This window comes from Streptomyces sp. NBC_01454 (genome assembly GCF_036227565.1).
In the GTDB taxonomy this organism is placed as follows: Bacteria; Actinomycetota; Actinomycetes; order Streptomycetales; family Streptomycetaceae; genus Streptomyces.
Map to the genome: position 1 here is coordinate 7,155,898 of NZ_CP109460.1, position 23,634 is coordinate 7,179,531.

The window sequence follows — 23,634 nt, forward strand, 5'->3', positions numbered from 1 at the left end:
CGGCAAGCGCGCACCCGTCGTTACGGCGATCACACAGTGGCCGGCGGCGCTCCGTGAGCACCGCCGGCCGGCCCCCGCTCAGGGGAGCAGATCGCTCAGCGGTACGTCCGGATCGGCGAGCCGCTCCGGGTCCACCGGCCGCCCGCTCGCCACCAGCGCCTTGATCGGGTCGGTGACGTCCCAGACATTGACGTTCATCCCGGCCAGCACCCGCCCGCCGGAGAGCCAGAAGGCGAGGAATTCCCGGGCCGCGGTGTCCCCGCGGAAGACGACCCGGTCATAGCCGTCCGGTGCGGCATATCCGGTGTACTCCATGCCCAGGTCGTACTGGTCGGTGAAGAAGTACGGCAGCCGGTCGTAGCGCACGTCCTGGCCGAGCATGGCCCGGGCCGCGGTGTGGGGCTGGTGGAGCGCGTTGGCCCAGTGTTCGACGCGCAGATGCCGGTCCAGCACGGGGTGGTAGGCGTGGGCCACGTCGCCGGCGGCGTAGATGTCCGGATCGGAGGAGCGCAGCCGCTCGTCCACGACGACGCCGTCGTCGACCCGGAGCCCGGCCGCGGCGGCCGTCTCGGTGTTGGGGGTGATCCCCACGCCGACGATGACCGCGTCGGCCGCGATCCGGGTGCCGTCGGCCAGCCGGACCCCGTCCGCCGCGCCGCCGCTGCCGGTGATCTCCGTGATCCGGGTGCCGCAGCGCAGATCGACGCCGTGCTCGGTGTGCAGCGCGGCGAAGATCTCGGCGGCCTCGCGGCCCAGGACCCGCAGCAGGGGCAGCTCCGCGGTCTCCAGGACGGTCACCGCGACCCCGGCGGCGCGGGCGGCCGCGGTGGTCTCCAGGCCGATCCAGCCGGCGCCGATCACCACGATCCGGGCGGCCGAGCGGAACACCTCCTTGAGCCGGTCGCTGTCGGCCAGGCGCCGCAGGTAGTGCACCCCGTCGAGGTTCGCGCCGGGCACCGGCAGCGGGCGCGGGGTGGAGCCGGTGGCCAGCAGCAGCTTGGCGTAGCCCAGCCGGCTGCCGTCGGCGAGGGTCACCTCGTGGCCGGCCGGGTCGAGGGCGGTGACGGCGTTGCCCAGCCGCAGATCGACGTCGTGCTCGGCGTACCACTCGGGCGGATGGACGTAGGCCGACTCCCGCTCGGAGGTGCCCAGCAGATAGCCCTTGGACAGCGGCGGCCGCTCGTAGGGCCGCTCGTGTTCGTCACCCAGCAGCACCACCGGGCCCTCGAAGCCTTCCGCGCGCAGCGTCTCCGCGGCCTTCGCGCCGGCCAGTCCCGCTCCGGCGATCACAAACGCTGTGTTCTGGGCCATGTCGCGCTCAGCTCCCTCGGATGATCGGTTACCCGACATCAGTTACCCGTCCCGCGCCCGGACAGGTACCGCCGAAGGTGTGGCCGGCCCCCGCGGGCGCCGCCCCCATGGACGTCGCCCGCGCGGGCCTGCGCCACACCCGGCCGCCAACCGGACGTGGCGCACGGCCGGTTCGCGCGCCGCGGACCGGCCCTACCGCGTTCCCGCCGTCCGCTCCGGATGCCCGCGCGGCGCGCGCGCCGTCAGCGCGCCGTCAGCGCGCCGTCAGCGCGCCGTCAGCGCGCGGGCCTCGTCGGGGCGGAGTATCTCAGCCGGTCCCTTCCGTGCCCGGCTCCGCGGCGTCCAGGAAGTGGAAGCCGGGGCGCGGGTGCATCAGGAAGTCGTGGTGCGAGATGTTCCAGGCGTAGGCACCGGCGACCCCGAACACCAGCCGGTCGCCGGCCCGCAGCCCCGGCGCCGGGACCGCGCGGGCCAGCACGTCCTTGGGGGTGCACAGCTGCCCGGTGACGGTGACCAGGCCGCCCCGCGCCGCCGACCGCGGCCAGGGGTGCGGCCAGGGCGCGTCGGACTCCACCACCGTGCAGGGCTGGTCGTGGCCCTTCGTCGCCGGGGTGCGCAGATGGTGGGTGCCGCCGCGCACCACGGCGAACTCCTCGCCGTGGCTGTGCTTCACATCCAGCACCTCGGTGGCGTACCAGCCGCAGTACGCGGTCAGTGCCCGCCCCGGCTCGATGCGCAGGGTGAGGCCGGGGTGGGCGGCGGCGAGCCGGTCCAGGCCGGCGCCGTAGGCGGCCCAGTCGAAACGCCGCCCCGGGGTGGCGTAGTCGACGGCCATCCCGCCGCCGATGGTCACCTCGGACAGCGGGACGCGGTGCCGGTCGGCCAGCGCGGCGGCCCAGGTCACGATGGTCTCGGACACGGCGAGCTGCTCGGGCGCCGCCAGGCCGCTGGCCAAGTGGGCGTGGATGCCGCGGAGTTCGAGGTGCGGGTAGGTGCCGTCGGTGAGCAGGGTGACGACCTCGTCCGCCTGGTCGGGGTCGAGCCCGAAGGGGGTCGGGCGGCCGCCCATGGCGAGCGAACTGCCGTCCAGCGAGCCGTCGTCGACCGGCAAATTGAAGCGTGCCAGCACCGCGATCCGGCGCTCGGGCACATGGCGGGCGGCCAGGCTCGCGAGCATGTGGAGCTCGTACACGCTCTCCACGTGGAAGCGCTCCACGCCGGTCTCCAGCGCCCGCACGATCTCCGCGGGCGTCTTGCCCGGCCCGCCGAAGGCCAGCGGGGCGCTGGGCAGGGCCTTGCCGACATGGGCGAGCTCACCGCCCGAGGAGACCTCGTAGCCGTCCACGTACGGGCGCAGCGCCGCCAGGAGCTCCGGTTCCGGGTTGGCCTTGGCCGCGTAGTACAGCTCGACGCGTCCCGGCAGCGCGGCCCGCACCTCGGCCAGATGCGCGCGGAGTGCGGCCAGGTCGTAGAGGTAGGCGGGCAGGTCCTCGGCCGCCAGGGAGTGGACGCGGTCGCGGACGGTGGGGGGCAGGGCGGGGCTCGGGGTGGTCATCGGGCGCTCCAGGGAGTGGTGTCGTCGGCGCGGCAGGCGCCCGACAGAACGGCCTCGGCCAGCGGTGAGGGCAGCCGCACATAGCCGGCCTCGCGGTCGGCCTTGCGCTCCCAGCGGGTGAGCAGATTGGCCTTGGCGGGCAGCGGGACACCGGCCAGCAGGGCGGCCAGCCGCGGTGGGCAGCCGAAGCGGTCCGCGTGGGTCTGCAGGGTGCGGCGGACCTGCGCCCACAGCTCCGTCTCGGTGTCCGGGTGCAGATCGGCGAGCGCGGCGAGCATCTCGGCGACATGGTTGACCAGCAGGCAGTACACCACCCGGTCCCAGCCGCGCTGGGCGTCGTAGGTCATCGGTGCGGCGACCTGCTCGGGCAGCGAGGCCAGCAGCTCGGTGTGGTGTTCGGGGACGAGCTTGGTGCCCTCCAGGTCGCGGAAGAGGACCTGTGCGGGCATCCCGTCGCCGTCGACGCAGACCAGGACGTTCTGCAGATGCGGCTCCAGCACCAGCCCGTGGTCGAAGTAGGCGGCGAGCACCGGCGGGAGCAGCAGATTGAGGTAGGCGGCCCACCACTCCAGCGCGGCCTGTGGGCCCGCCCCCGCCAGCAGCCGGGAGACATGCGCAGGCCCGGTGGGGTACTCGTCGGCGACGGCGGCCGCAAGCAGCGGTGTGGTGCCCGGCAGCAGCCGCTGCGAGAGGCCCTCGCGGACGATGACGCCGAAGCCTTCGAGCAGTTCGGTGTCCGGCCTCCCGTCGGCGCCGGGCAGCGCCAGGCTGCGGTAGGCGGGCTCCCGGAGCACCGCGCTGCCCGGGAAGCGGCCGGCGAGGTCGGTGAGCTGCGGCGCCAGCAGCCGGGTGAGCGCCACCGCCCCGGAAAGTTCGTAACTCGCGTTCTTCCGGAGGCAGTTGGTGATCCGGACATTGAGGCTGAACTTGAGGAAGTCGGCACCGTCGTAGAGCGTGCGCACGGACGCGGTGGCGGCGAACGGCGTCCGGCCGCTGCCCAGGACGCGGATGTCGTCGCGCTCCAGCGCCTCGCGCAGACCCGCGTGGTCGCGCAGCAGCTCGTACTGCCAGGGGTGGACGGGCAGCAGCCGGTAGCCGTCCGGGACCTCGGGGTGCAGCGCGTCCAGCACGTCGGCGGCGCCCTCGGCGGTGGACTCCTCGGCGATCAGCTCCTCGCGCACGGCGAGCATCAGCAGCGGGAAGGCGGCGCCGGTCTCGGGGGCGTAGGACTGCCAGGCGGTGGGGTCGCCGGTGCGGGCCTTCGGCGTCGGGTGGAAGCGGTGGCCGAAGAGCAGCGACTGCTCCGAGACGACATAGGCGGCCTGCCAGTCCTCCGCGGTGTGCTCCCCGGCGTCCGGGCGCCGCTCCGCACGCTCAGCACGGTCCGCGAGCGCGGCGGACACCGCCTGGTGGCTGGAGGCGACCTGCGCCAGGAACTCCTCGTTGTGCACCCCGGTGCGCAGCGACAGCTCGGCGTGCACGTACTCGGCCAGCCGCCGCCAGCCGACCTCCGCCCAGCCGCTGTCGGTCCGCTCGGACACCGGGCCGGTGAAACGGTGCGCGCCCAGCAGCGAGGTACGGCGCAGCGCGACGCCCAGCAGCACACCGCGGCGCGGCAGCCGGATCAGCAGCCGCCCGTCGTCGACGGCGGTCTGGTGCTCGGGGCCGGAGACCTCCCGCAGCAGACAGTTGAGCAGGGTGTGCGCCACGGCCTGGTCGGCGCTGGGCAGACCGGTGGGGGCGGCGGATACCGGGGCGGTGCCGGGCGAATTGGTCAACGAGGGCATCGAGGACTCCTGCGGGTGCGGAGAGTACGGGCGAGGAGAGGGGCGGCGATCGCGAGTCCGGTGGCCACGGCTATCGCGGTGCCGGTCAGCAGCGGGGCGACCGGACCGAACCAGTCGTTGCCGGCGGTGGCCGCCACGCCCGCGGCGACCGCGCCGGCCTTGGAGAAGAACTCGATCGAGCCGAACAGGCCGCCGGGCGAACGGCCCTTGGCGCAGTCGGCGGCCAGTATGGACAGGCACACCAGACCGAGGGTGAGCCCGGCGCCCAGTACCAGGCGTACGGCGATGAAGGAGACGAGCGAGCCGGCGAGGCCGTGCCCGGCCAGACCGGCCGCGATACAGCCGAAGCCGAGGGCGATCCCGGTCCGGGGGCGGGTACGGAAGGCGGCGTGCACCCCCATCGCCGCGACCAGGTAGCACAGGTGCGGCAGGGCGAACAGCACACCGGACACCAGCGGCCCGGTCCCCGGCAGCCGTTGGGAGATGAGGGAGATCAGGTAGGGGAAGGAGATGACGGTGGAGAAGACGAACGCGAACTCCAGGGCGTAGAGGGCGCGCAGCGGGCGGGCGTCCGGGGTGTGCCCGGCCGGCACCGGCCCGGCCGGCTCCGGGACCTCGGCGCCCGGGGCGGTACCGTCCCCGTGCACCGCGTCGGCCCGGGCGGTGGCCGGCTCCGGGAGCTTGACCAGCATCAGGGCCGCGGCCAGCGGGAGTACGGCCAGCAGGGCGTACTGGCGGTGCGGCGACAGCCAGGGCGTCAGCGAGCCGACCACGATCGGCGCGAAGACCAGCGCCGCCCGCGCGCTGCCCTGCATCAGTGTCAGGGCACGGGAGAGGGCATGGCCCTCCAGGGCCGCTCCCAGATAGCCGTTCGACGCGGAGAAGGTGCCACCGAGGACGCCCTGTACGACCAGCGCCGCGGCGAACGTGGCGAGCGAGTCGGCCCAGCCGGCCAGGAGAAAGGCCGCCGCCAGCCCCAACTGCGCCCGCAACAGCAGCCGTTTACGGCCGAAGCGGTCGGCCAGGCGCCCCCACAGCGGGGCGCCGAGGGCGCCGAAGAGGGTGGGGACGACATAGAGCAGACCGGCCCAGCGGGCGGCGCCGTCGCCCAGCTCGGGCAGGACTTCGGTGAGGTACGGCGGCAGGCCGAGGGCGGCGAACGAGGCCACGAAGTAGCAGCCGGCCACGGCGTGCACCTGGCGGCGCGCGAGGGCCGGACGGGCCTTGGTCTCGACGACCGCCGGCTCGGTCCGGCGGGAGGTGGCGGTGCTCATCGGGAAGCCCCCGTAGGCAGCAGGTAGTTGGGTCCGGTGGTGTAGTGCTTGTTGATGTCGGCGGCGCCCGAGCGCTCCTTGGACAGCAGCGTCCCGGCGCTGACCATCGCCTTCACCGGAAGCTCCGGCGCGTCCAGGACATGGGCGCGCAGCGCGGCGCCCGGCTCGTGCGGCCCGGTGCCCAGCCGCTCGACGGCCTCGGCGAGCCGGTCGCGGACCAGGCCGAGCAGATGGGCCAGCGGGGCGCGTCCGTGCCGGGCGAGGCCGAAGGCGTAGGACCCCGCGCACAGATGGACGGTGATGGTGGTGAACAGGTCCAGCACCGGCCGGTCGCTCCCGGCGAAGATCCGCGGGTCGGCGAAGCCAGCGGGGTCGGGGGCGTCGTCGCCCAGGGTCTCCCGCAGCCGGACGGTGTTGATGCGCGGCCCGTCGTTGTCCTTGAACAGCAACCGCAGCCGGGTGCCGCCGGCGGCCCGGTCCAGCACCAGCGAGATGTTCTGCTGGTGGGATTCGAGCGCGATGCCGTAGCCGAACAGGGTGGTCTGCCAGTCGAAGAGCAGGGTGAGACAGGCATCGAGCAGGGCGAGCGGGTTGCCGCCGTAGAAGCGGTCCGCGAGGTGGTCGATCACCAGCCGCCCGCCCGGCGCCCGGCTGAGCAGCGCGGCCATCGGCACGACGGCGCTGCCGTCCAGGCCGGCCGGGTAGCGGCGGCACAGCACGGCCAGCAGCTCGTCCCCGGCGTGCGCGTAGCAGGTCTCGTCGGCCTGCAGGATCGCCGCGGCGAACCGTGGCTCGCGGGCGAGCACGGTCTCCAGCAGCCGCTGGCCCGCCGCGCCGTCGACGAGCGTGCCCGGCTTGATGGTGCGACGGTTGCGCAGCCCCAGCGTGGCGGTGGCCAGCGGCAGCTTCAGGTGCAGCCGCGGGTCGGCATCGAGCGCCACGGTACGCATCGACAGCGTCGGAACCGCGGTGAGCGGCTCGCGGTCGGCCGGTACCGCCGCGCCCTCCAGGCCGGTCCGGCGCAGTGCGTCGTCCAGCGGGTCGCCGAGGGTCAACGGGTGGACGGGAAAGGCGAGATGGCTCTCGTCGAGGTGGCGAAGGCCCAGCTCCCCGGGCGTCGGCCAGCAACCGGGCAGCGCCGCCGCGCCGCCCGGCACGGTGACCGCCGCACGCGGCAGGGCGAGCCAGCGCAGCGCGAACTGCGGACCGAACTCGGGTGCATACGCCCGGAGCTGGCCCTCATCGAGACCGGATCGGCCGCGGGCGGTCGGGTAGACGGGGTGGTCGGTCCGGGCGGCCAGCGTGTCGTACGCCAGGCCGCCGGGCAGGCCCTGCCAGGCGCCGGGATCGCTGCCGTGACGATTCGTCAGTTCGGCATCGACCTCGTCCCGGGTCCGGGTGTGCAGCCGCATCGTCGCCAGGGTCTGGCGGCATTCCCCGGCGAAGGCGTCGAAGCCGCCCCGGTCGGCCGGGTCGGCGAGGTCGCGCAGCGCGGTGACGACCTCGTCGAGTGTGCGCAGCCGGGCCCCGTCGGACTCGCGGACCAGGAACGGCAGCCGGGCGGTGTAGGCGCTCTGGTAGCCGTCCGCGGCGAGCGGCAGCAGCAGGGCGCCGGCGGCCGGGCCCGCGGGGAGCCGCAGCCAGCGCCCGTCCGGGCGTTCCAGCAGCGTGCCGCGGGTGCGCAGGCCGACGACGTCCTCCCGCAGCAGCGCACCCAGGACGCGCACCAGCAGCTCGGCCTCTTCGGCCGCCCCGGCCGGGTCGTCGGTCCGGTGCGTGACGAGGCTCCCGTCTGTGGCGAGTGCGGTGTTCACGGGGTGATCTCCCAGCGCTCCGCGGCGACGAAGTCGTCCGCCACCCGGTCCACCGCGCCGCGGTCGGTGCCGGTGACCCGTAGCACGCCGAGGTAGTCGCGGTTGGTGCCGTAGTGCGGATGGCGCTCACCGGGGGCGCGCAGCGGCCGGTACGCCAGCTGTACGCCGTCCACCGTCCGGTCGGTGGCGGCGGGCGCCGCGGCGAGCGTGCCGGCCCGGTCGGCGAGGGCGTAGTCCACCCGGCCCGCTCCGTCGCGCCGGGCACCGAGGTCCGCGGGCAGCGGCTCGCCCAGATGCGCCCGCAGGATGTGCGCGAACAGCTCGATGCCCAGGATCTGCGCGAGCAGCAGGTCGCACTGGTCGCCGATGACGCGGTAGTTCACCTCGATGAGCCGCGCCCGGCCCTCGTGCACCACGAACTCGGTGTGACAGGCGCCCAACCCGACGCCCAGCGCGTCGAGTTGGGCAGACACCTGGGCGACCACGGGCTCCGGCGGGGCGGCGACGAAGTCCAGCCGCTCCTCGATGAAGACGGGGGGCGCGGACATGGTGGTGTGGAAACCGCCCAGGACATGCCGTACCCGGCCGTCGCCCAGGGTCTCCAGGGTGTGCAGCTCACCGGTCAGGAACTCCTCGGCCAGCAGCGCCGCGTGGGGGCGCCGCGCCTGGATCTCCTTGGCGAGGGCCACCAGTTCCTCGGGGTCCCGGGCCAGGATCACGTCCTCGCTCGCCACGCCCTCGCGGGGCTTGAGGACCACGGGGTAGGGCAGGTCGTCGTCGGCGGTGAATGCGGACGGGTCCTGCCCGGCGGCGAGCTCCACGGACCGCACGGCGTCGAGGCCCGCGGCGGCCAGGTGGCGCCGCATCTCGCCCTTGTTCTTGGTGCGCAGCGTGGCCCGCCAGTCCTTGCCGGGCAGCCCGAAGTAGTCGGCGGCCAGGGCGGCCTGGGTCTGCAGATGGTCGCTGTTGGTGAACACCGCGTCGGCGCGGTGGTGGGTGGCTATCCGGTTGATGACGGCGCGGAAGTCATGGACGTCGCACTCCAGGACCTCTGTCTGCGGGGACACGTCCCGGTGCGCCGATGGCTGGTCCGTCAGGATCGTGACGTCGAGGCCGAGGCGGGCGGCGGCGGGCAGGAACCCCTCGGTGACCGAGTCGGTGGGGTTGAGGGCGAGCAGATACATCCGCATGAGCGGGCCCCTTCGGGGTCGAGGGCGGTGCGGGGGAACGAGAGGGGCAGGACAGGGCGAAGAAAGGGCGAAGAAGGGCGAAGAAAGGGGGTGGCCCCCGCGGGCAGGGGCCGCCCAGGGGTCAGCTCTTCGGCAGCGGCACCCCGGTGGCCTTCGCCACGTCGGCGAGCATGTGCTCGGCGGCCTGGATGCCGATGCCGGACATCCACGTCTCGTCGGGCACGTCGAAGACCTTGTGCTGCTTGACGGCCGGCAGGTCCTTCCAGACCGGGTTGGACGTGACGTCCTTCTGCTGGGTCTTGCTGGGGAGGTCCGCGGAGGTCACGAACACCAGGTCCGCGTCGGCCTTGTCGATCTGCTCCGGGCCGACGTCGAGCATGGTCTTGGCCGGGTCGGTGGAGCTCTGCGACGTCGGCCGCGCCAGGCCGATGTCGTTGAGGACCACCCCGCTGTAGGAGGACTTCTGGTAGAGGCGGGTCGGGCCGGCGACGAAACGCACGACCGAGGCCGAGGGCATCTTGCCGTGGTACTTCTTCTTGATGGCCTCGCCCAGCGCCTTGGCCCGGGTCTCGTACTCCTTCAGCTTCTGGTCGGCCTCCTTCTCCAGCCCCAGCGCCTTGGCGTGGACCTTGAGATTGGCCTTCCAGGGGCCGCCGGTGGTCTCGGTGAAGACGGTCGGCGCGATGGCCTTGAGCTTGTCGTAGATCTTCTCGTGCCGGACCTTGGAGGACAGGATCAGGTCGGGCTTCAGGGAGATGATCTTTTCGAGGTTGGGCTCCAGCAGTGGACCGACGTCCTTGACGCCGCCGATCTCGTCCTTGAGGTAGGAGGGGAAGCCGCCCTCGGTCTTCATGTGCGGCGAGACCGCGCCGACGGGCTTGACGCCCAGGGTGGTGACGTCGTCCAGCTCGCCGGTGTCCAGCACGACCACGCGCTTGGGCTTGGCGGGGATCTGCACGTCGCCGCCCATGGCGCTCTTGACGGTGCGCGGGAAGCCGGCGCCGGCCTTGCCCTTCGCCGCGTCGTCGCCGGAGGCGGTGCCGTCGCCGCAGGCGGTCAGGGCGGTGGCGCCCAGGGTGACGGTGAGCAGCGCGGCCGGCAGCCGGCGGGCGGTGGTGCGGAGGGGAATTCTGGTCAGCATGAGGGTGTGTCTTCCTTGCCGGGAGCGGAGGGAGGGGAGGAGAAAACGCACGTGGGGGAGGCGGTCAGACGGTGACGGCGGAGAGCCGTTTCGCACCGCTTTTGGGGACGACCAGCGGGGTGCCGGTCTCGGGGTCGGGGATCACCCGGCAGTCCACGTCGAACACGGACTTGACCAGCTCCGCGTCGAGGACGTCCGCCGGGGCGCCGGCCGCCGCCAGCTGCCCGTCCTTGAGGACCACGAGGTGATCCGCGTAACGGGCGGCCTGTCCGAGGTCGTGCAGCACCATCACGACGGTGCGGCCCGCCTCGGCGTGCAGGGCGGCGACCAGGTCGAGGACATCGAGCTGGTGGCGCAGGTCCAGGAAGGTGGTCGGCTCGTCGAGCAGCAGCAGATCGGTGTCCTGGGCCAGCGCGAGCGCGATCCAGGCGCGCTGCCGCTGGCCGCCGGAGAGCCGGTCGACGGGCTGGTCGCGCAGCTCCAGGGTGCCGGTGCGCCGCAGTGCCTCCTCCACCGCCTGCTGGTCCGTCGCCGACCACGGGCTCAGCAGCCGCTGGTGGGGGTAGCGGCCGAGCCGGACCAGCGCCTCGACGGTGATCGCGTCGGGGGTGACCGGCTGCTGGGGGAGCAGCCCCATCCGCAGGGCCAGCGCACGGGCCGGCATCCGGTGGATGTCGGAGCCGTCCAGGGCGACGGTGCCGGCGGCCGGCGCCAAGAGCCGGGTCAGTCCGCGCAACAGGGTCGACTTGCCGCAGGCGTTGGGGCCCACGACAGCGGTGACGGCCCCGCCGGGCAGCACCAGGTCCAGGCCGCCGACGATCAGCCGGTCGCCGTAGCGCAGATCGAGACCGTGGGTGGAAAGCTGATTGGCGGTCATCGGACACTCCTGTTCACGGAACTGCTCTGACGGATCATCAGCACCAGCAGCCATGGCGCGCCCAGAGTGGCGGTGACCACTCCGACCGGCAGCCCGCTGACCGGCAGCAGATATTGCGCCACGAGGTCGGAGGCGAGCAGCAGCACGGCGCCGGCGAGGCCGGACAGCGCCAGCGTCCCGGCGGTCGGCGGCCCGGCGAGGAATCGCACCATGTGCGGGACGGCCAGGGCGACGAAGGCGACCGGGCCGGTGAGCGCGGCAGCCAGCGAGGCCAGCACGATCGCGATGACCAGGACCTGCAGCCGGGCGGAGTGGGTGTGGAGGCCGAGCGCGCCGGCCGAGTCGTCGCCCAGGTCGAGGACGGCGAGCCGGCGGTGCAGCGCGAAGGCGGCCAGCAGGCCCACGGCCACCGCACCGCCCGCGGACGTCACTTCGGTCCAGGTCCGCCCGTACACCGAGCCCGTCGTCCACTGCAGGGCCGACCCGGCCAGCTCGGTGGGGAAGCGGACGACCATGAAGGTCACCGCCGCGGACAGGCCCGCCTGGACGGCGAGACCGACCAGCACCAGGCGGGTCACGCTGACGCCGGAGCGCCAGCCGAACACCCCCAGCAGCACCGCGGCGAGCAGTCCGCCGCCGAGGGCGGCCAGCGGCATCAGGGCCTGCGAGGCCCCGGCGGCCAGCATCGCCACCGCGCCGAACGAGGCGCCGCCGGTCACCCCCATGACGTCGGGCGAGGCGAGCGGATTGCGGAACAGCCGCTGGAGCAGGGCGCCGGCCACCGCCAGCCCCGCCCCCGCGACGATCGCCGCGACCATGCGCGGGGCCCGGAACTCCTGGACCACCAGCACCGTCGCGGAATCACCGAGCCCGAACAGGCCCTGCACCGCGTCGGCGGGCGGCAGCGGCATGTCGCCGTTGGCCACGGACACCGTCACCAGGGCACAGAGCACCACGACGCCGACGACGGCGGTCAGCGCGGTGCGCCCGCGTGCGGCACTGTGGCGGCGGCCGCTGCCGGTGCCGGCCGCCGGGGCCCCGTGCGGCGTGGCGGTGCGGAGGAGGTCGTTCATCGGGCCACCTTCCGGGCCAGCAGTGCCAGCAGCGGCGCGCCGAGGAACGCGCTGATGATGCCGACCTGCAATTCGGACGGGCGGATGACGAGCCGTCCGAGGATGTCGGCGGTGAGCAGCAGCAGCGGGCCGGCGAGCAGACAGCCGGGGACCACGATCCGGTGGTCGGAGGTGCGCAGCAGCTGGCGGACCAGGTGCGGTGCGGCCAGCCCGATGAAGGCCAGCGGCCCGGCCACGGCCACCGCGGACGCGGCGAGCAGCACGACGGCCAGCCCGCCGGCGCTGCGGATCTTCGACACCGGCACGCCCAGCGCCTGCGCCGAATCGTCGCCCAGCGCCAGCGCGTTGAGGGCCGGGGCGATGGCCAGCGCGACGACCAGCCCGATCACCAGCGTCGGCAGCACCGGGTAGAGCACCGACAGCGGACGCTCGGACAGCGAACCGGCCAGCCAGAACCGCGCCTCGTCCAGCGACCGCTTGCTGGTCAGCATGACCGTCGACGTCCAGGACACCAGGACGAGTTGCAGCACGGTGCCGCCCAGTGCCAGGCGCACCGGATCCAGGTCACCGGCGCGCCGGGCCAGCGCCTGGGCGAAGAGCGCGGCGGCCGCGGCGCCCGCGAACGCGAACCAGATGTACTGGACGGGCCGGGTCAGATGCAGGGCGTAGATGGCGGTGACCACCGCGAAGCCCGCGCCCGCGTTGATGCCGAGCGTGGTCGGGGAGGCGAGCGGATTGCGGGTGATGCCCTGGACGACCGCCCCGGCGACACCGAGCGCCGCGCCGACCGCGAGCCCGACGAGCGTGCGCGGCAGCCGAAGTCCCGTCACCACAATGGCGTCCTGTCCGTGGGCGGCGCCGGTCAGCGCGTCCCAGACGGTGGACAGCGGTACGGACCGGGTCCCGAGGGCCAGACTGAGGGCGGCACAGAGTGCCAGCGCGCCGAGCCCGACCACGAGCAGCGGCACGCGCCGAAGGACGTTCGCGGCGGGACGCGCATCGGGCACAGGGGGTGCGGTGGCACGTGGTTTGGTCGTCGACACGCGTCGTTACATTAGGTTAGGCATACCTAAATCCGCAACCTCGCGCTCCGGATGCGGTCATCTGTCCCATATTCCGGACGGACGCTTCCCGACGGGCCCTCAACACCCCCCGACCTGGGGTGACCTACCCGCTGCCCCGCCCGCCCACGCACCCGTTCCACCGGCGTCCCGGCCGTGGATCCGGCGGGAGCGCCGCGGTGGGCGCCGGCCCGGCGCCGTGCTGGCACCCGGTGGGCCGCTGTGCTTTTCTGGCCGGGGGGCTGCCGTTTCGCTCAGCCGAGGAGCGCCATGAACCCCGCCACGCCCCGTATCGCGATCATCGGCGCCGGCCCGGGCGGCCTCCTCTGCGCCCGCGTCCTGCGGCGCAACGGGCTGCCGGTCACCGTCTTCGAGCAGGAGGCCTCCGCCGAGGCGCCCGACCGGCACGGAGTGCCGGAGCTGTGGCTGACGTCCGGTCAGGAGGCGCTGCGCACGGCCGGTCTGCGGGCGGAGTTCGCCGGGCTCACCCGCCCGGCGGGCCAGGAGCTGCGGCTGCTCGACCACACCGCGACCGTCCGCTTCCGGCACACCCCGGCCCCCGGCGCGGCGGGGCCCGAGATCGGCCGGGGCGCGCTGCGCCGGCTGCTGCTGGACTCCCTCCCGCCCGCGACCGTGCGCTGGGGCAGCTATCTGCGCACCCTGCACCCGCTCGGCGGCGGCCGCCACACCGCCGAGTTCGACGACGGTCACACCGAGGACTTCGGTGTGGTCATCGGCGCCGACGGTGCCTGGTCCCGGGTGCGCCCGGTCCTCTCCGACGCCACCCCCCACTACTGCGGCGTCACCTTCGTCGAGGCCCGGTTCGAGGACGCCGACACCCGTCATCCGGACCTCGCCCGCCTGGTCGGTGACGGCATCATGCTGGCGCTCTCCGCGGGCAAGGGCCTGCTCGCCCGGCGCCACGGCCACGGCCGGCTCCGCGTCCAGGCCGCCTTCCGCGGCTCCCAGGACTGGGCGCCGGCGGCCGGGGTGGCGATGACGGACACCGCGGCGGTCCGCGCCGTGCTGCTCGACGCCTTCGCCGGCTGGGACGACCGGCTGCTGGCGCTGCTCAGGGACAACGACGGCGGATTCCGCAACCGTCCGCTGTTCGCCCTGCCGAGCCCGCACACCTGGACCCCCACCCCGGGGCTGACCCTGCTGGGCGACGCCGCGCACCTGATGGCCCCCTTCGCCGCCGAAGGCGCCGGCCTCGCGCTGCTGGACGGCGCCGAACTCGCCCTCGCCCTCGCCGGGGACCGCGACCCCGACGCCGCGCTCCATACCTACGAGACGGCCATGCGGCCCCGGGCGGCGCGGGCCGCCGAGGCCGCCGCCACCGCCCTCGCCGAGGCCTTCGCCCCCGACGCCCCGCACGGCACCCTGCGCCGGCTACGGGCCGAGGCCCCCTGACCTGCGGCCCGCCCGCCGCCGCGGATGCCGCCCCGCGCTCCGGTTGCGGCCCGGCCGCGCCCATCGGAGCATCGGCAGCGTACGGCTGCCGACCGGCAGCGGACGCGCGCGCAGCACCGCCGGGCCACGGCCCGGCGCGGAGGACGGGATGCACCGTGAAGATCACTGAGCCCACCCCCGGTGCGCCCTGCATGGTGGAGCTGGGCACCTCGGACGTGGAGGCCGCCAAGGTGTACTACCGCCAGGTCTTCGGCTGGCGCGCCGAGACCGACCCGCGCGAGGAGGCGGGCGGCTACACCATGCTGTACCTGGGCGACGCCCCGGTCGCCGGGCTCTCCCCGCTCTACGCCCCCGGGCAGCCCACCGCCTGGACCGTGTCCTTCGCGACGCGGGACGCCGACGCGCAGGCCGCCGCGGTCACCGAGGCGGGCGGGCGGCAGCTGATGGGGCCGATGGACGTCTTCGACCTGGGCCGCTTCGCCGTGCTGAGCGACCCGGAGGGTGCGGTGTTCTCGATCTGGCAGGCCCGTTCCTTCACGGGTGCCGGCGTGTTCAACGCGCCCGGCTCGCTCGGCTGGGTCGAGCTCGCCACCCGGGACGCCGAGGCCGCCAAGGCCTTCTACACCCGCGTCTTCGGCTGGACCGTCGGCACCCACGCGGACTACCCGCAGTGGGGCATCGACGGCGCCGACTTCGGCGGGCTGAGCGCGCTGGACGAGTTCTACCCGGACGACGTCAGGGCGCACTGGCTGCCGTACTTCGCCGTCGCCGACGTGGACGGAACGGCGGCCCGGGCCGCGGAGTCGGGGGGCATGCTGCTGGTGCCCCCGACGGATGTCCCGGCGGGCCCCAGGGTCGCGGTGATCCGGGATCCGCAGGGCGGCTCCTTCGGGATCCACCGTGCCGGTGCCGAGGGCTGAGCCGGCCGACCCCGCGCCGGCCGCGCCGTGATGACGGGTCGTCACCCGACAACCCTTGCACTGTCACACGATCGGCCGCCTGTTCGTCGTTTCACCACATTCCGAGGGTGAAGTGCGCGTAATGTCCGACTGTGCACCATTGGGTGGCATTGCGCGTCAAGAACAGGAGACCCTCTATGTCGACGACCGAATCCCTCATGGCCCGAGGAAAACAGCTCGCGGCCGGCGCGGGCGCACTGACCGCGGCCCTCGCCGTCGGTGCGACGCTGCTCGCCGCCCCGGCCCAGGCGGCGCCCGGCCCCCTCAAGCCCTACGGCGTCGTCACCGCCAAGAAGGGCCTGAGCCAGCGTCAGTACCCCAGCACCGACTCCTCCGTACGGGGCTACCTCCGTCACCGCGCGCAGGTCGGCCTGGTCTGCAAGGTGCGCACCCAGAACGTCCGCGGCAACTCCGTCTGGTACCTGACGCGCGGTGAGCGCCCGGGCTGGGTCGCGGGGAAGTACGTGACCAACACGGGCTACGTCAAGTACTGCAAGGACGTGCAGCACGCCCGGGTGCAGCCGAACAACCCGGCGAAGCACGCCGTGGGCTGATGGAGTCCCGGGAAGGCCCGGTCCGGTGCCGCGGAGGTGCCGGGCCGGGTCTTCGTGTGTCCGCGGCCGGACCGCGCGCCCTTCCGTATTACTGGAACAAGTTCTACTGTGCCCCTCGATCCGGCAGCCGACGACCCGTCAGCTTCGCGGGCCGCCCCCGGGCCGGACGACCGGAGCGGACGAACTGGAGGGGCCGTGCACCTCGAATACACCCCCGAGCAGCAGCAGTTGCGCACCGAACTGCGCACATACTTCGCCCGGCTGGTGCCGGACGACGCCGCCGCACGGTATGCCGCACCCGCCGACCAGAAGCGCTTCTACCGTGAGACCGTGCGCCGCCTGGGTACCGACGGCTGGCTCGGCGTCGGCTGGCCCCAGGAGTTCGGCGGCCGCGGCATGTCCCCGATGGAGCAGTTCATCTTCTTCGACGAGGCCGCCCAGGCGGGGGTCCCGCTGCCGCTGATGGCGCTGAACACCGTCGGGCCCACCCTCATGCGGTACGGCACCGACGAGCAGAAGGCCTTCTTCCTCCCCCGGATCCTGTCCGGCGAGATCGACTTCGCCATCGGCTACAGCGAACCGGACGCCGGCACCGACCTGGCCGCCCTCAAGACCCGCGCCGTCCGCGAAGGCGATGAGAACAGCGGCCACTACGTGGTCAACGGGCAGAAGATCTGGACGACCAACGGCGACACCGCGGACTGGGTGTGGCTCGCGGTACGGACCGACCCCGACGCGCCGCCCCACAAGGGCATCACCATGCTGCTGGTCCCCACCGGCAACCCCGGCTACTCCTGCACGCTGATCAACACCCTCGCCTCGCACGACACCACCGCCAGCTACTACGAGAACATCACCGTCCCCGCCTCCCGCCGCGTCGGCGAGGAGAACAAGGGCTGGCGGATCATCACCAACCAGCTCAACCACGAGCGGGTCACCCTCGCCGCGCACGGCACCATGGCCATCCGCGCACTGCACGACGTCCAGCGCTGGGCCGCCGCCACCAAGCTCACCGACGGCCGCCGGGTCATCGACCTGGGCTGGGTGCGTGGCCGGCTGGCCCGCACCCACGCCAGACTGGATGCCATGAAGCTGCTGAACTGGCAGATGGTCGACGCACTCCAGCACGGCACCCTGACCCCCCAGGACGCCTCCGCGGTCAAGGTCTACGGCTCCGAGGCCCGGCGGGACGCCTACGCCTGGCTGATGGAGGCCGTCGGATCCGCGGGCCCGCTCAAGGAGGGCTCGGCCGGCGCGGTGCTCCACGGCGAACTGGAACGCGGCTACCGCTCCGCCGTGATCTTCACCTTCGGCGGCGGCAACAACGAGATCCAGCGCGAGATCATCTCCTGGCTCGGCCTGGGGATGCCGCGCGTGCGGCGCTGACCCGGCACGGCAAGAGGAGGCGAGTCAGAGGTGTCCACGGGCGACCCGGGGCTGTTCGGGCCCCGTTCGGTGACCTGGCAGCTGCACGGCGATCCGATGATGTGGATCGCCGGGGTGCGCGCGCTGTACCTCCAGGCGCTGCACCCCCGCGCGGTGCGCGGCGTGCTGCAGAACTCGGACTTCCGGCGGGACGCCTGGGGCCGGCTGCTGCGGACCGCCGATTTCGTCGGCACCGTCACCTACGGCACCACCGGGGCCGCCGAACGGGCCGGCGCCCGGGTCCGCCGCATCCACCGCCGGCTGTCCGCCGCCGACCCCGCCACCGGCGCACGCTACGGCGTCGACGCGCCGGACCTGCTGCTGTGGGTGCACTGCGCGGAGGTCGACTCCTATCTGCACGTCCTGCGCCGCTCCGGGTGCCCGGTCGGCGACGAGGGGGCCGACGCCTACCTCGCCGAGCAGCGCGAGAGCGCCCGGCTCGTCGGCCTCGACCCGGCCGCCGTCCCCGGCGACCGGGCCGCGCTGGCCGCCTACTTCGCCCGCGTACGGCCCGAGTTGGCGCTCACCCCCGAGGCCCGCGAGGTCGACGCCTTTCTGCGCCGGCCGCCGACCCCGGCGGTGCTCGTGCCGGCCCGCGCACTGCTGTGGCAGCGGGTGGCCGGCCTGGCCTACGGCGCACTTCCGGCGTACGCCCACGACCTCTACGGGCGCCCCGCACCCCCGCCCGCCGCCGTCACCCGCCGGCTGCGCGCCACCGGCCGCCTGCTGCGCACCCTTCCCGCCACGCTCCGCTGGCAGCTCCCGCCCCGGCACATCCTGCGCGCCGTCGAGCGACTCGGTCCCGACACCCGCCCAGCGCCCTACAAGCTCCGCCGTTCCCCCGCCATACTGGAGGGGAAGCGGGGCACGCAGGGGGAGCTGCGCGACTGACCGCGGGAAACGGGGACGGGGGCGGCGATTCATGGTGGAAGAAAGCAGACTGATCCAGCGGCGGTACCGACTGCTCGACACCATCGGGCGCGGCGGCATGGGGGAGGTGTGGCGCGCCCGCGACGAGTCGCTGGGCCGGCAGGTCGCGGTCAAATGCCTCAAGCCTCTCGGCCCGGAGCACGAACCCTCGCTCCTGCAGGTCCTGCGCGAACGTTTCCGCCGCGAGGCCCGGGTCGCGGGTGCCCTCCAGCACCGCGGCATCACCGTCGTCCACGACTTCGGCGAGGACGACGGCACCCTCTTCATCGTCATGGAGCTGCTCAGCGGCCGTAACCTCAGCCAGCTGCTGGAGGACAACCGGCGCCAGCCGCTGCCCCTCCCGGACTTCACCGAGATCGCCGAACAGGTCACCGCCGCGCTGGCCTACACCCACGAACAGGCCGTCGTGCACCGCGACCTCAAGCCGGCGAACATCGTCCGGACCGCCGACGGCACGGTCAAGATCTGCGACTTCGGCATCGCCCGGCTCGGCCACGACATCGGGTTCACCGCCCGGCTGACCGGCACCGGCATCGCCATGGGCAGCCCGCACTACATGTCGCCCGAGCAGATCGGCGGCCACGGCGTCGACCACCGCAGCGATCTCTACTCCCTCGGCTGTGTGCTGTACGAGATTGCCACCGGTGTGCCGCCGTTCGACCTGGGTGACACCTGGGCGGTGCTCGTCGGGCATCGTGACAGGGCGCCCGAGCCGCCCCGTACGCTCCGGCCCGACCTGCCGGAGAGCTACGAGCAGATCATGCTCGAACTCCTCGCCAAGGACCCCGACGACCGGCCCCGGGACGCCCACGAGCTGGGCAAACGCCTTGCCGACGCCCGCCGGCCGCGGCTCGCGCCCCGCGCCGCGGCCGACCCGGACGAGACGACCGTCGCCGCCCACCCGCTGCCCTCCTGGACCCACGGCATGACCCTCGGCGCGGCGCAGCACCTCGCCCGGCCGGCGCGCGGCCCGGCACCGGACCGGGCCGCCACGGTGCTCACCGATGCCTGGACGGGCGGGAGCGAGACGCGGCGTGACGACGCGTCCCCGGCCGCCGGCGTCACCGGCCCGCCGCTGCCCGACGACCGCCGCGCCGCCCTCGCCGCGCTGGCCGGCCGGCACACCGCCGCACTGGACCTCGGCCGGCTGGGCCGGTGGGCGGAGTCCGGCGACGCACACCGCGCGCTCGCCGCGGAGCGGGCCCGCCTGCTGGGCCCCGACCACCCCGACACCCTCACCAGCCGGCTGGAGACCGGCCATGCGCTGAGCCGCCTGCGCCGGCACTTCGAGGCGCACCAGCTCTACACCGAAGTGCTGGGCGGCCGCGAACGCGCGCTGGGCCCCGACCACCCCGACGCGCTGGACTGCCGCCACCACGTCGCCCTCAACCTCGGCCGGCTGGGACGGCTGGAGGACTGCCACACCATGCTGGGGGACGTGGCCGGGGCCCGCGCCCGGGTCCTGGGCGCGCGCCACCCCGACACCCTCGTCACCCGCGGTGAACTCGCCTTCGTACTGGGCAAGCTGGGCATGTGGACGGCGGCGCTCCAGGTCTACGAGGAGGTCGCGGCGGCCCGCTCGGCGGTGCTCGGACCCGACCACCCCGACACCCTCGCCGCCCGCTACGAGGTCGGTATCGGCCTCGGCCGGCTCGGCCGCAGCGCGGACGCGCTGGCGCTCTACCGCGAGCTGGCCGCGGCCCGTACCCGCGCCCAGGGCGCCGACGACCCGGAGACCCTGCGCGCCCGGCACGGCCTGGGCGTCAACCTCGGCCGGGAGCGCCGCTGGCAGGAGGCGCTCGTGGAGGCGCGGGAGGTGACCGCGGCCCGCGCCCGGGTACTCGGTGAGGAGCACTGCGACACCCTGGTCAGCCGCCGGGAGACCGCTGTCGCCCTGGGCTGGCTCGGCCGCTGGGGCGAGGCACTGGACCACTACCGCCGGGTCGCCGACGCCCGCGAACGGGTGCTGGGCGCCGGCCATCTCGACACCCTGGCCAGCCTGAGCGACCTCGCCCAGTGTCTGGAACAGCTGGGCCGCACGGACGAGGCCGCCGCCGTCCACCGCCGGATCGCGGCACGGCGCCAGGAGCGCGCCGTACGCCGGCGGCAGTGAGCGGACGGCCCGCGTCCGGGGTGCTGCCGCCGGCTCAGCCCGGGGTGACCCGGTAGAGCACCGTGCTGTGCGGCGGCACGTCCCGCGCCACGATGTCCCCGTCGCTGTGCGTACGGCGGCCGGTGACCAGTTCGTGCAGCCGGTAGGAGTCGGCCTGGGGCAGCCCGGCCGCGGCGGCCGTGACGGACAGGGTGCGCGGCGCCGCACCCGAGTTGAACAGCGCGATCGCCGTGTCGCCGTTCTTCAGCGGCTTGGCCAGCACCGCCGAGCCGTCGTCCTGCTGCACCAGATGCCCCTGGACGCCGAGCGCGTCCTGGTCGACGGCGATGACCTTCTTGTTCCCGAGCACCGTGCGCGCCTGCGGGGACAGGCCGGCGACGTCCGTGCTGGAGATCAGCGGCGCGGCCATCATCGCCCACAGCGACAGCTGGCTCTGGATCTCCTCCCGCGTCAGGCCCGTGTCACCGGCCAGCAGGAAGTCCGGGTCGTTCCAGCGCCCCGGCTTCTGCAGGCCGGACAGCTTCGCGTTGTAGCGGAAGTTGTAGACGATGGAGGACCACTTGGCGGCCGGGGTGCTCTGCTGGAGCGCCACATCCCGCCCGCCGCGCCACAGATTGCCGACCTCCGCCGACCACCCGATGACCTGGTGCCAGACGCTGTCCCCGTCGAACTGGAAGTAGGCCGGGGCCGACACCGAGAAGGTGATCGGCCGGCCGGTGTCCCTGAGCGCCCGGCTCATCTGCCCGTACACATCCCGGTAGGTCTCCTCCTTGGTGTGTCCCGGCGCGACCGGCACATTGCAGCCGTCCGCCTTGACGTAGTCCACCTTCCACCGGGCGAACTGCGCGGCGTCCTCCTGGAAATGGCCGAGACTGCCCGGAAACTTCTCACACGTGAGGGTGCCGACGTCCTCGTAAATCCCGAACTTCAGTCCCATCCGGTGCAGCTGCCGCCCCAGATACGCCATGCCGTGCGGGAACTTCACGGGGTCCGCCACCAGCTCGCCCTGAGAGCCGCGCGCTCTGCTCATCCAGCAGTCGTCGATGGTGACGGTGCGGTAGCCCTTGCCCGCCAGCCCCGTACGGACCAGCGCGCGGGCATTGTCCAGGACCGTCCGCTCGTTGATGTTGCACATGTAGTAAGACCAGTTGTTCCAGCCCATCGGGGGTCTGGGGGCCAGATTCGGGTACGTCCCGGCGGCCTGTGCGGCGCCGGGCGCGCGGGCCGGATCCGGGGCGGCCGAGGCCGGCGCGGGGGCCGCGAGCAGCCCGGCGGAGCAGGCGGCGACGGCGGTCAGTCCGGCGAAGGCGCGGCCGGGGCGGGGTACCGGGGAACGGGACACGGGTCACCTCACGAGTGGGCGGGACGGCCTGAGGAGAGGACGGCGCGGGCGGTGCCGGGGCGGAGCACGGCCGGACGCTAGGAGCACCCCCCTGCCCGGTCAAGAAGCCGCACCGGCCGGGGAGGAGGTTTCAGCCGCGTGCACCTGGCGACCCCGTTCGGCGCGTGCTACCAAGAGGCATGCCGGAACGGACTTCGTATGACGCGGTCATCGTCGGCGGCGGCCACAACGGGCTGGTCGCCGCCGCCTATCTCGCGCGCGCCGGGCGCAGCGTGCTGGTGCTGGAGCGGCTGGACCACACCGGTGGTGCCGCCGTGTCGACGCGGGCGTTCGCCGGGGTCGACGCCCGGCTGTCGCGTTACTCCTACCTCGTCAGCCTGCTGCCACCGAAGATCGTGCGGGACCTGGGGCTGCGCTTCGCGGTCCGCAAACGCACCGTCTCCTCCTACACCCCCGCCGTACGCGACGGCCGCCCCACCGGGCTCCTCGTCGGCGGGGGCGAGGCCCGCACCCGGACGGCGTTCGCCGAACTCACCGGATCCGACCGGGAGTTCGCCGCCTGGCAGGACTTCTACGGCGCCACCCGGCGGCTCGCCGAGAGGGTCTTCCCCACGCTGACCGAGCCGCTGCCCACCCGCGAGCGGCTCCGCGCCGTCATCGACGACGACGCCCTCTGGCACGCCCTGTTCGCACGTCCCCTCGGCGAGCTGGTCGAGGAGACCTTCGCCGACGACCTGGTCCGCGGCGTGGTGCTCACCGACGCCCTCATCGGCACCTTCGCCGCCGCCCACGACCCGTCGCTGCGGCAGAACCGCTGCTTCCTCTACCACGTCATCGGCGGCGGCACCGGCGACTGGGACGTCCCCATCGGCGGCATGGGCGCACTCACCGACGCCCTGGCCGACGCCGCCCGCCGGGCCGGGGCGGAGATCGTCACCGACTGCGCGGTGACCGGCCTGGCGACGGACGGCCGGACCACCGAGGTGAGCTGCGAGGCGGGCACCATCGGCGCCCGCCGGGTCCTGGTCAACGCCGCCCCGCGGGAGCTGGCCCGCCTCCTGGGCGAGGCCCCGCCGCCACCCGCCGAGGGCGCCCAGCTCAAGGTCAACATGCTGCTCACCCGGCTGCCGCGGCTCCGGGACACCCGGGTGGACCCCCGCGAGGCGTTCTCCGGCACCTTCCACATCGCCGAGGGCTACCGCCAGCTCGAGGACGCCTACCGGCAGGCCGCGTCCGGTGCGCTGCCCACCGCCCCGCCCTCGGAGATCTACTGCCATTCCCTGACCGACCCCTCCATCCTCGGCGCCGACCTGGTCCGCCAGGGCTACCAGACGCTCACCCTGTTCGGTCTGCACACCCCCGCGCGCCTGTTCACCGCCGATAACGACACGACCCGCGACCGCCTCCTCGCCGCCACCCTCGCCGAGCTGGACACCCATCTCGCCGAGCCGCTCGCCGGCTGCCTGGCGCACGACGCCGAGGGCCGCCCCTGCATCGAGGCCCGGTCCCCGCTGGACCTGGACCGCGAACTGGGCCTGCCGGGCGGCAACATCTTCCACCGTGACCTGGCCTTCCCGTACGCGGATCCCGAGGACGAGCGGGCCGGTGGCGCGCCGGGCCGCTGGGGCGTCGCCACCGGGCACCCCACCGTCCTGCTCTGCGGCGCGGGCGCGGTGCGCGGCGGGGGAGTCAGCGGGATCCCGGGGCACAACGCGGCGATGGCGGTGCTGGAGGAGGGGTGACCCGCCCCGGCCAAAGTTTCTGACGCTGCATCAGAAAACCTCTTCCCTCGTGCGATCCGCTGCGGCATCCTGC

General features: G+C 74.0%; 18 protein-coding genes. 7 read left to right on the forward strand and 11 right to left on the reverse strand.

Translation table 11 applies throughout. The annotated features are described in order from the left end of the window. Positions 1-78: 78 nt before the first annotated feature. The 10 genes from OIU81_RS31740 to OIU81_RS31785 all read right to left on the reverse strand — a co-directional run bounded on the left by OIU81_RS31740 (position 79) and on the right by OIU81_RS31785 (position 13,029). Positions 79-1,311 carry an NAD(P)/FAD-dependent oxidoreductase gene (locus tag OIU81_RS31740; RefSeq protein WP_329153346.1) on the reverse strand — a complete coding sequence of 411 codons (1,233 nt, stop codon included), beginning with the start codon at positions 1,309-1,311 and terminating at the stop codon, positions 79-81. A gap of 307 nt (positions 1,312-1,618) precedes the next feature. Then, positions 1,619-2,866: a type III PLP-dependent enzyme gene (locus OIU81_RS31745; RefSeq protein WP_329153347.1), complete on the reverse strand. Its 1,248-nt coding sequence runs from the start codon at positions 2,864-2,866 to the stop codon at positions 1,619-1,621. Beyond that, positions 2,863-4,653, reverse strand: a complete 1,791-nt coding sequence (locus tag OIU81_RS31750) for an IucA/IucC family protein (RefSeq protein WP_329153349.1) — start codon at positions 4,651-4,653, stop codon at positions 2,863-2,865. The genes OIU81_RS31745 and OIU81_RS31750 overlap by 4 nt, the downstream gene beginning before the upstream one ends. Then, a complete protein-coding gene (locus OIU81_RS31755; protein WP_329153350.1) occupies positions 4,641-5,927 on the reverse strand; it encodes an MFS transporter in 1,287 nt (428 codons plus the stop codon). Before OIU81_RS31755 ends, OIU81_RS31750 begins: the two co-directional genes overlap by 13 nt. Next, positions 5,924-7,741, reverse strand: coding sequence for an IucA/IucC family protein (locus tag OIU81_RS31760; RefSeq protein WP_443074076.1), 1,818 nt, complete (start codon positions 7,739-7,741; stop codon positions 5,924-5,926). The genes OIU81_RS31755 and OIU81_RS31760 overlap by 4 nt, the downstream gene beginning before the upstream one ends. Further along, on the reverse strand, positions 7,738-8,931 hold the full coding sequence (locus OIU81_RS31765; RefSeq protein ID WP_329153352.1) for an ATP-grasp domain-containing protein: 1,194 nt from the start codon (positions 8,929-8,931) through the stop codon (positions 7,738-7,740). Before OIU81_RS31765 ends, OIU81_RS31760 begins: the two co-directional genes overlap by 4 nt. A 121-nt stretch (positions 8,932-9,052) precedes the next feature. Continuing rightward, entirely contained in the window at positions 9,053-10,072 is a 1,020-nt protein-coding gene (locus OIU81_RS31770; RefSeq protein ID WP_329153353.1) for an ABC transporter substrate-binding protein, read from the reverse strand. 64 nt (positions 10,073-10,136) lie between these two features. Beyond that, complete coding sequence (locus tag OIU81_RS31775; protein WP_329153356.1) at positions 10,137-10,949, reverse strand: ABC transporter ATP-binding protein; 813 nt, start codon at positions 10,947-10,949, stop codon at positions 10,137-10,139. Beyond that, a complete protein-coding gene (locus OIU81_RS31780; RefSeq protein ID WP_329153357.1) occupies positions 10,946-12,022 on the reverse strand; it encodes a FecCD family ABC transporter permease in 1,077 nt (358 codons plus the stop codon). The genes OIU81_RS31775 and OIU81_RS31780 overlap by 4 nt, the downstream gene beginning before the upstream one ends. Beyond that, on the reverse strand, positions 12,019-13,029 hold the full coding sequence (locus tag OIU81_RS31785; protein WP_329155501.1) for a FecCD family ABC transporter permease: 1,011 nt from the start codon (positions 13,027-13,029) through the stop codon (positions 12,019-12,021). Before OIU81_RS31785 ends, OIU81_RS31780 begins: the two co-directional genes overlap by 4 nt. 324 nt (positions 13,030-13,353) lie before the next feature. On the opposite strand from OIU81_RS31785, the gene OIU81_RS31790 reads away from it, so the two are divergent. The 6 genes from OIU81_RS31790 (at position 13,354) to OIU81_RS31815 (ending at position 20,477) form a co-directional block, all read left to right on the forward strand. Then, a complete protein-coding gene (locus tag OIU81_RS31790) occupies positions 13,354-14,496 on the forward strand; it encodes an FAD-dependent oxidoreductase (protein ID WP_329153359.1) in 1,143 nt (380 codons plus the stop codon). A 155-nt stretch (positions 14,497-14,651) separates the two neighbouring features. Beyond that, entirely contained in the window at positions 14,652-15,416 is a 765-nt protein-coding gene (locus OIU81_RS31795; protein WP_329153361.1) for a VOC family protein, read from the forward strand. 176 nt (positions 15,417-15,592) lie between these two features. Next, positions 15,593-16,009, forward strand: coding sequence for an SH3 domain-containing protein (locus tag OIU81_RS31800; RefSeq protein WP_329153363.1), 417 nt, complete (start codon positions 15,593-15,595; stop codon positions 16,007-16,009). A gap of 195 nt (positions 16,010-16,204) precedes the next feature. Next, entirely contained in the window at positions 16,205-17,395 is a 1,191-nt protein-coding gene (locus tag OIU81_RS31805; RefSeq protein ID WP_329153364.1) for an acyl-CoA dehydrogenase family protein, read from the forward strand. Positions 17,396-17,425: 30 nt separating this feature from the next. Beyond that, positions 17,426-18,325, forward strand: coding sequence for an oxygenase MpaB family protein (locus OIU81_RS31810; RefSeq protein ID WP_329153365.1), 900 nt, complete (start codon positions 17,426-17,428; stop codon positions 18,323-18,325). Positions 18,326-18,359: 34 nt separating this feature from the next. Next, positions 18,360-20,477 (forward strand): serine/threonine-protein kinase, encoded by a 2,118-nt coding sequence (locus OIU81_RS31815; protein ID WP_329155502.1) that lies wholly within the window; start codon positions 18,360-18,362, stop codon positions 20,475-20,477. Between the two features lie 34 nt (positions 20,478-20,511). Here OIU81_RS31815 and OIU81_RS31820 read toward each other — a convergent pair whose 3' ends face one another. Beyond that, a complete protein-coding gene (locus OIU81_RS31820) occupies positions 20,512-21,819 on the reverse strand; it encodes a glycoside hydrolase family 27 protein (RefSeq protein WP_329153367.1) in 1,308 nt (435 codons plus the stop codon). 179 nt (positions 21,820-21,998) lie between these two features. Here OIU81_RS31820 and OIU81_RS31825 point away from each other — a divergent pair, with 179 nt between their 5' ends. Beyond that, positions 21,999-23,561 carry a phytoene desaturase family protein gene (locus OIU81_RS31825; protein WP_329153369.1) on the forward strand — a complete coding sequence of 521 codons (1,563 nt, stop codon included), beginning with the start codon at positions 21,999-22,001 and terminating at the stop codon, positions 23,559-23,561. Positions 23,562-23,634: the final 73 nt, after the last annotated feature.

Excerpts from the sequence above, each read along its gene's own strand:
- OIU81_RS31740 (WP_329153346.1), bottom strand. The coding sequence starts at position 1,311 with ATGGCCCAGAACACAGCGTTTGTGATCGCCGGAGCGGGACTGGCCGGC.
- OIU81_RS31745 (WP_329153347.1), bottom strand. The coding sequence starts at position 2,866 with ATGACCACCCCGAGCCCCGCCCTGCCCCCCACCGTCCGCGACCGCGTC.
- OIU81_RS31750 (WP_329153349.1), bottom strand. The coding sequence starts at position 4,653 with ATGCCCTCGTTGACCAATTCGCCCGGCACCGCCCCGGTATCCGCCGCC.
- OIU81_RS31755 (WP_329153350.1), bottom strand. The coding sequence starts at position 5,927 with ATGAGCACCGCCACCTCCCGCCGGACCGAGCCGGCGGTCGTCGAGACC.
- OIU81_RS31765 (WP_329153352.1), bottom strand. The coding sequence starts at position 8,931 with ATGCGGATGTATCTGCTCGCCCTCAACCCCACCGACTCGGTCACCGAG.
- OIU81_RS31770 (WP_329153353.1), bottom strand. The coding sequence starts at position 10,072 with ATGCTGACCAGAATTCCCCTCCGCACCACCGCCCGCCGGCTGCCGGCC.
- OIU81_RS31775 (WP_329153356.1), bottom strand. The coding sequence starts at position 10,949 with ATGACCGCCAATCAGCTTTCCACCCACGGTCTCGATCTGCGCTACGGC.
- OIU81_RS31780 (WP_329153357.1), bottom strand. The coding sequence starts at position 12,022 with ATGAACGACCTCCTCCGCACCGCCACGCCGCACGGGGCCCCGGCGGCC.
- OIU81_RS31790 (WP_329153359.1), top strand. The coding sequence starts at position 13,354 with ATGAACCCCGCCACGCCCCGTATCGCGATCATCGGCGCCGGCCCGGGC.
- OIU81_RS31800 (WP_329153363.1), top strand. The coding sequence starts at position 15,593 with ATGTCGACGACCGAATCCCTCATGGCCCGAGGAAAACAGCTCGCGGCC.
- OIU81_RS31825 (WP_329153369.1), top strand. The coding sequence starts at position 21,999 with ATGCCGGAACGGACTTCGTATGACGCGGTCATCGTCGGCGGCGGCCAC.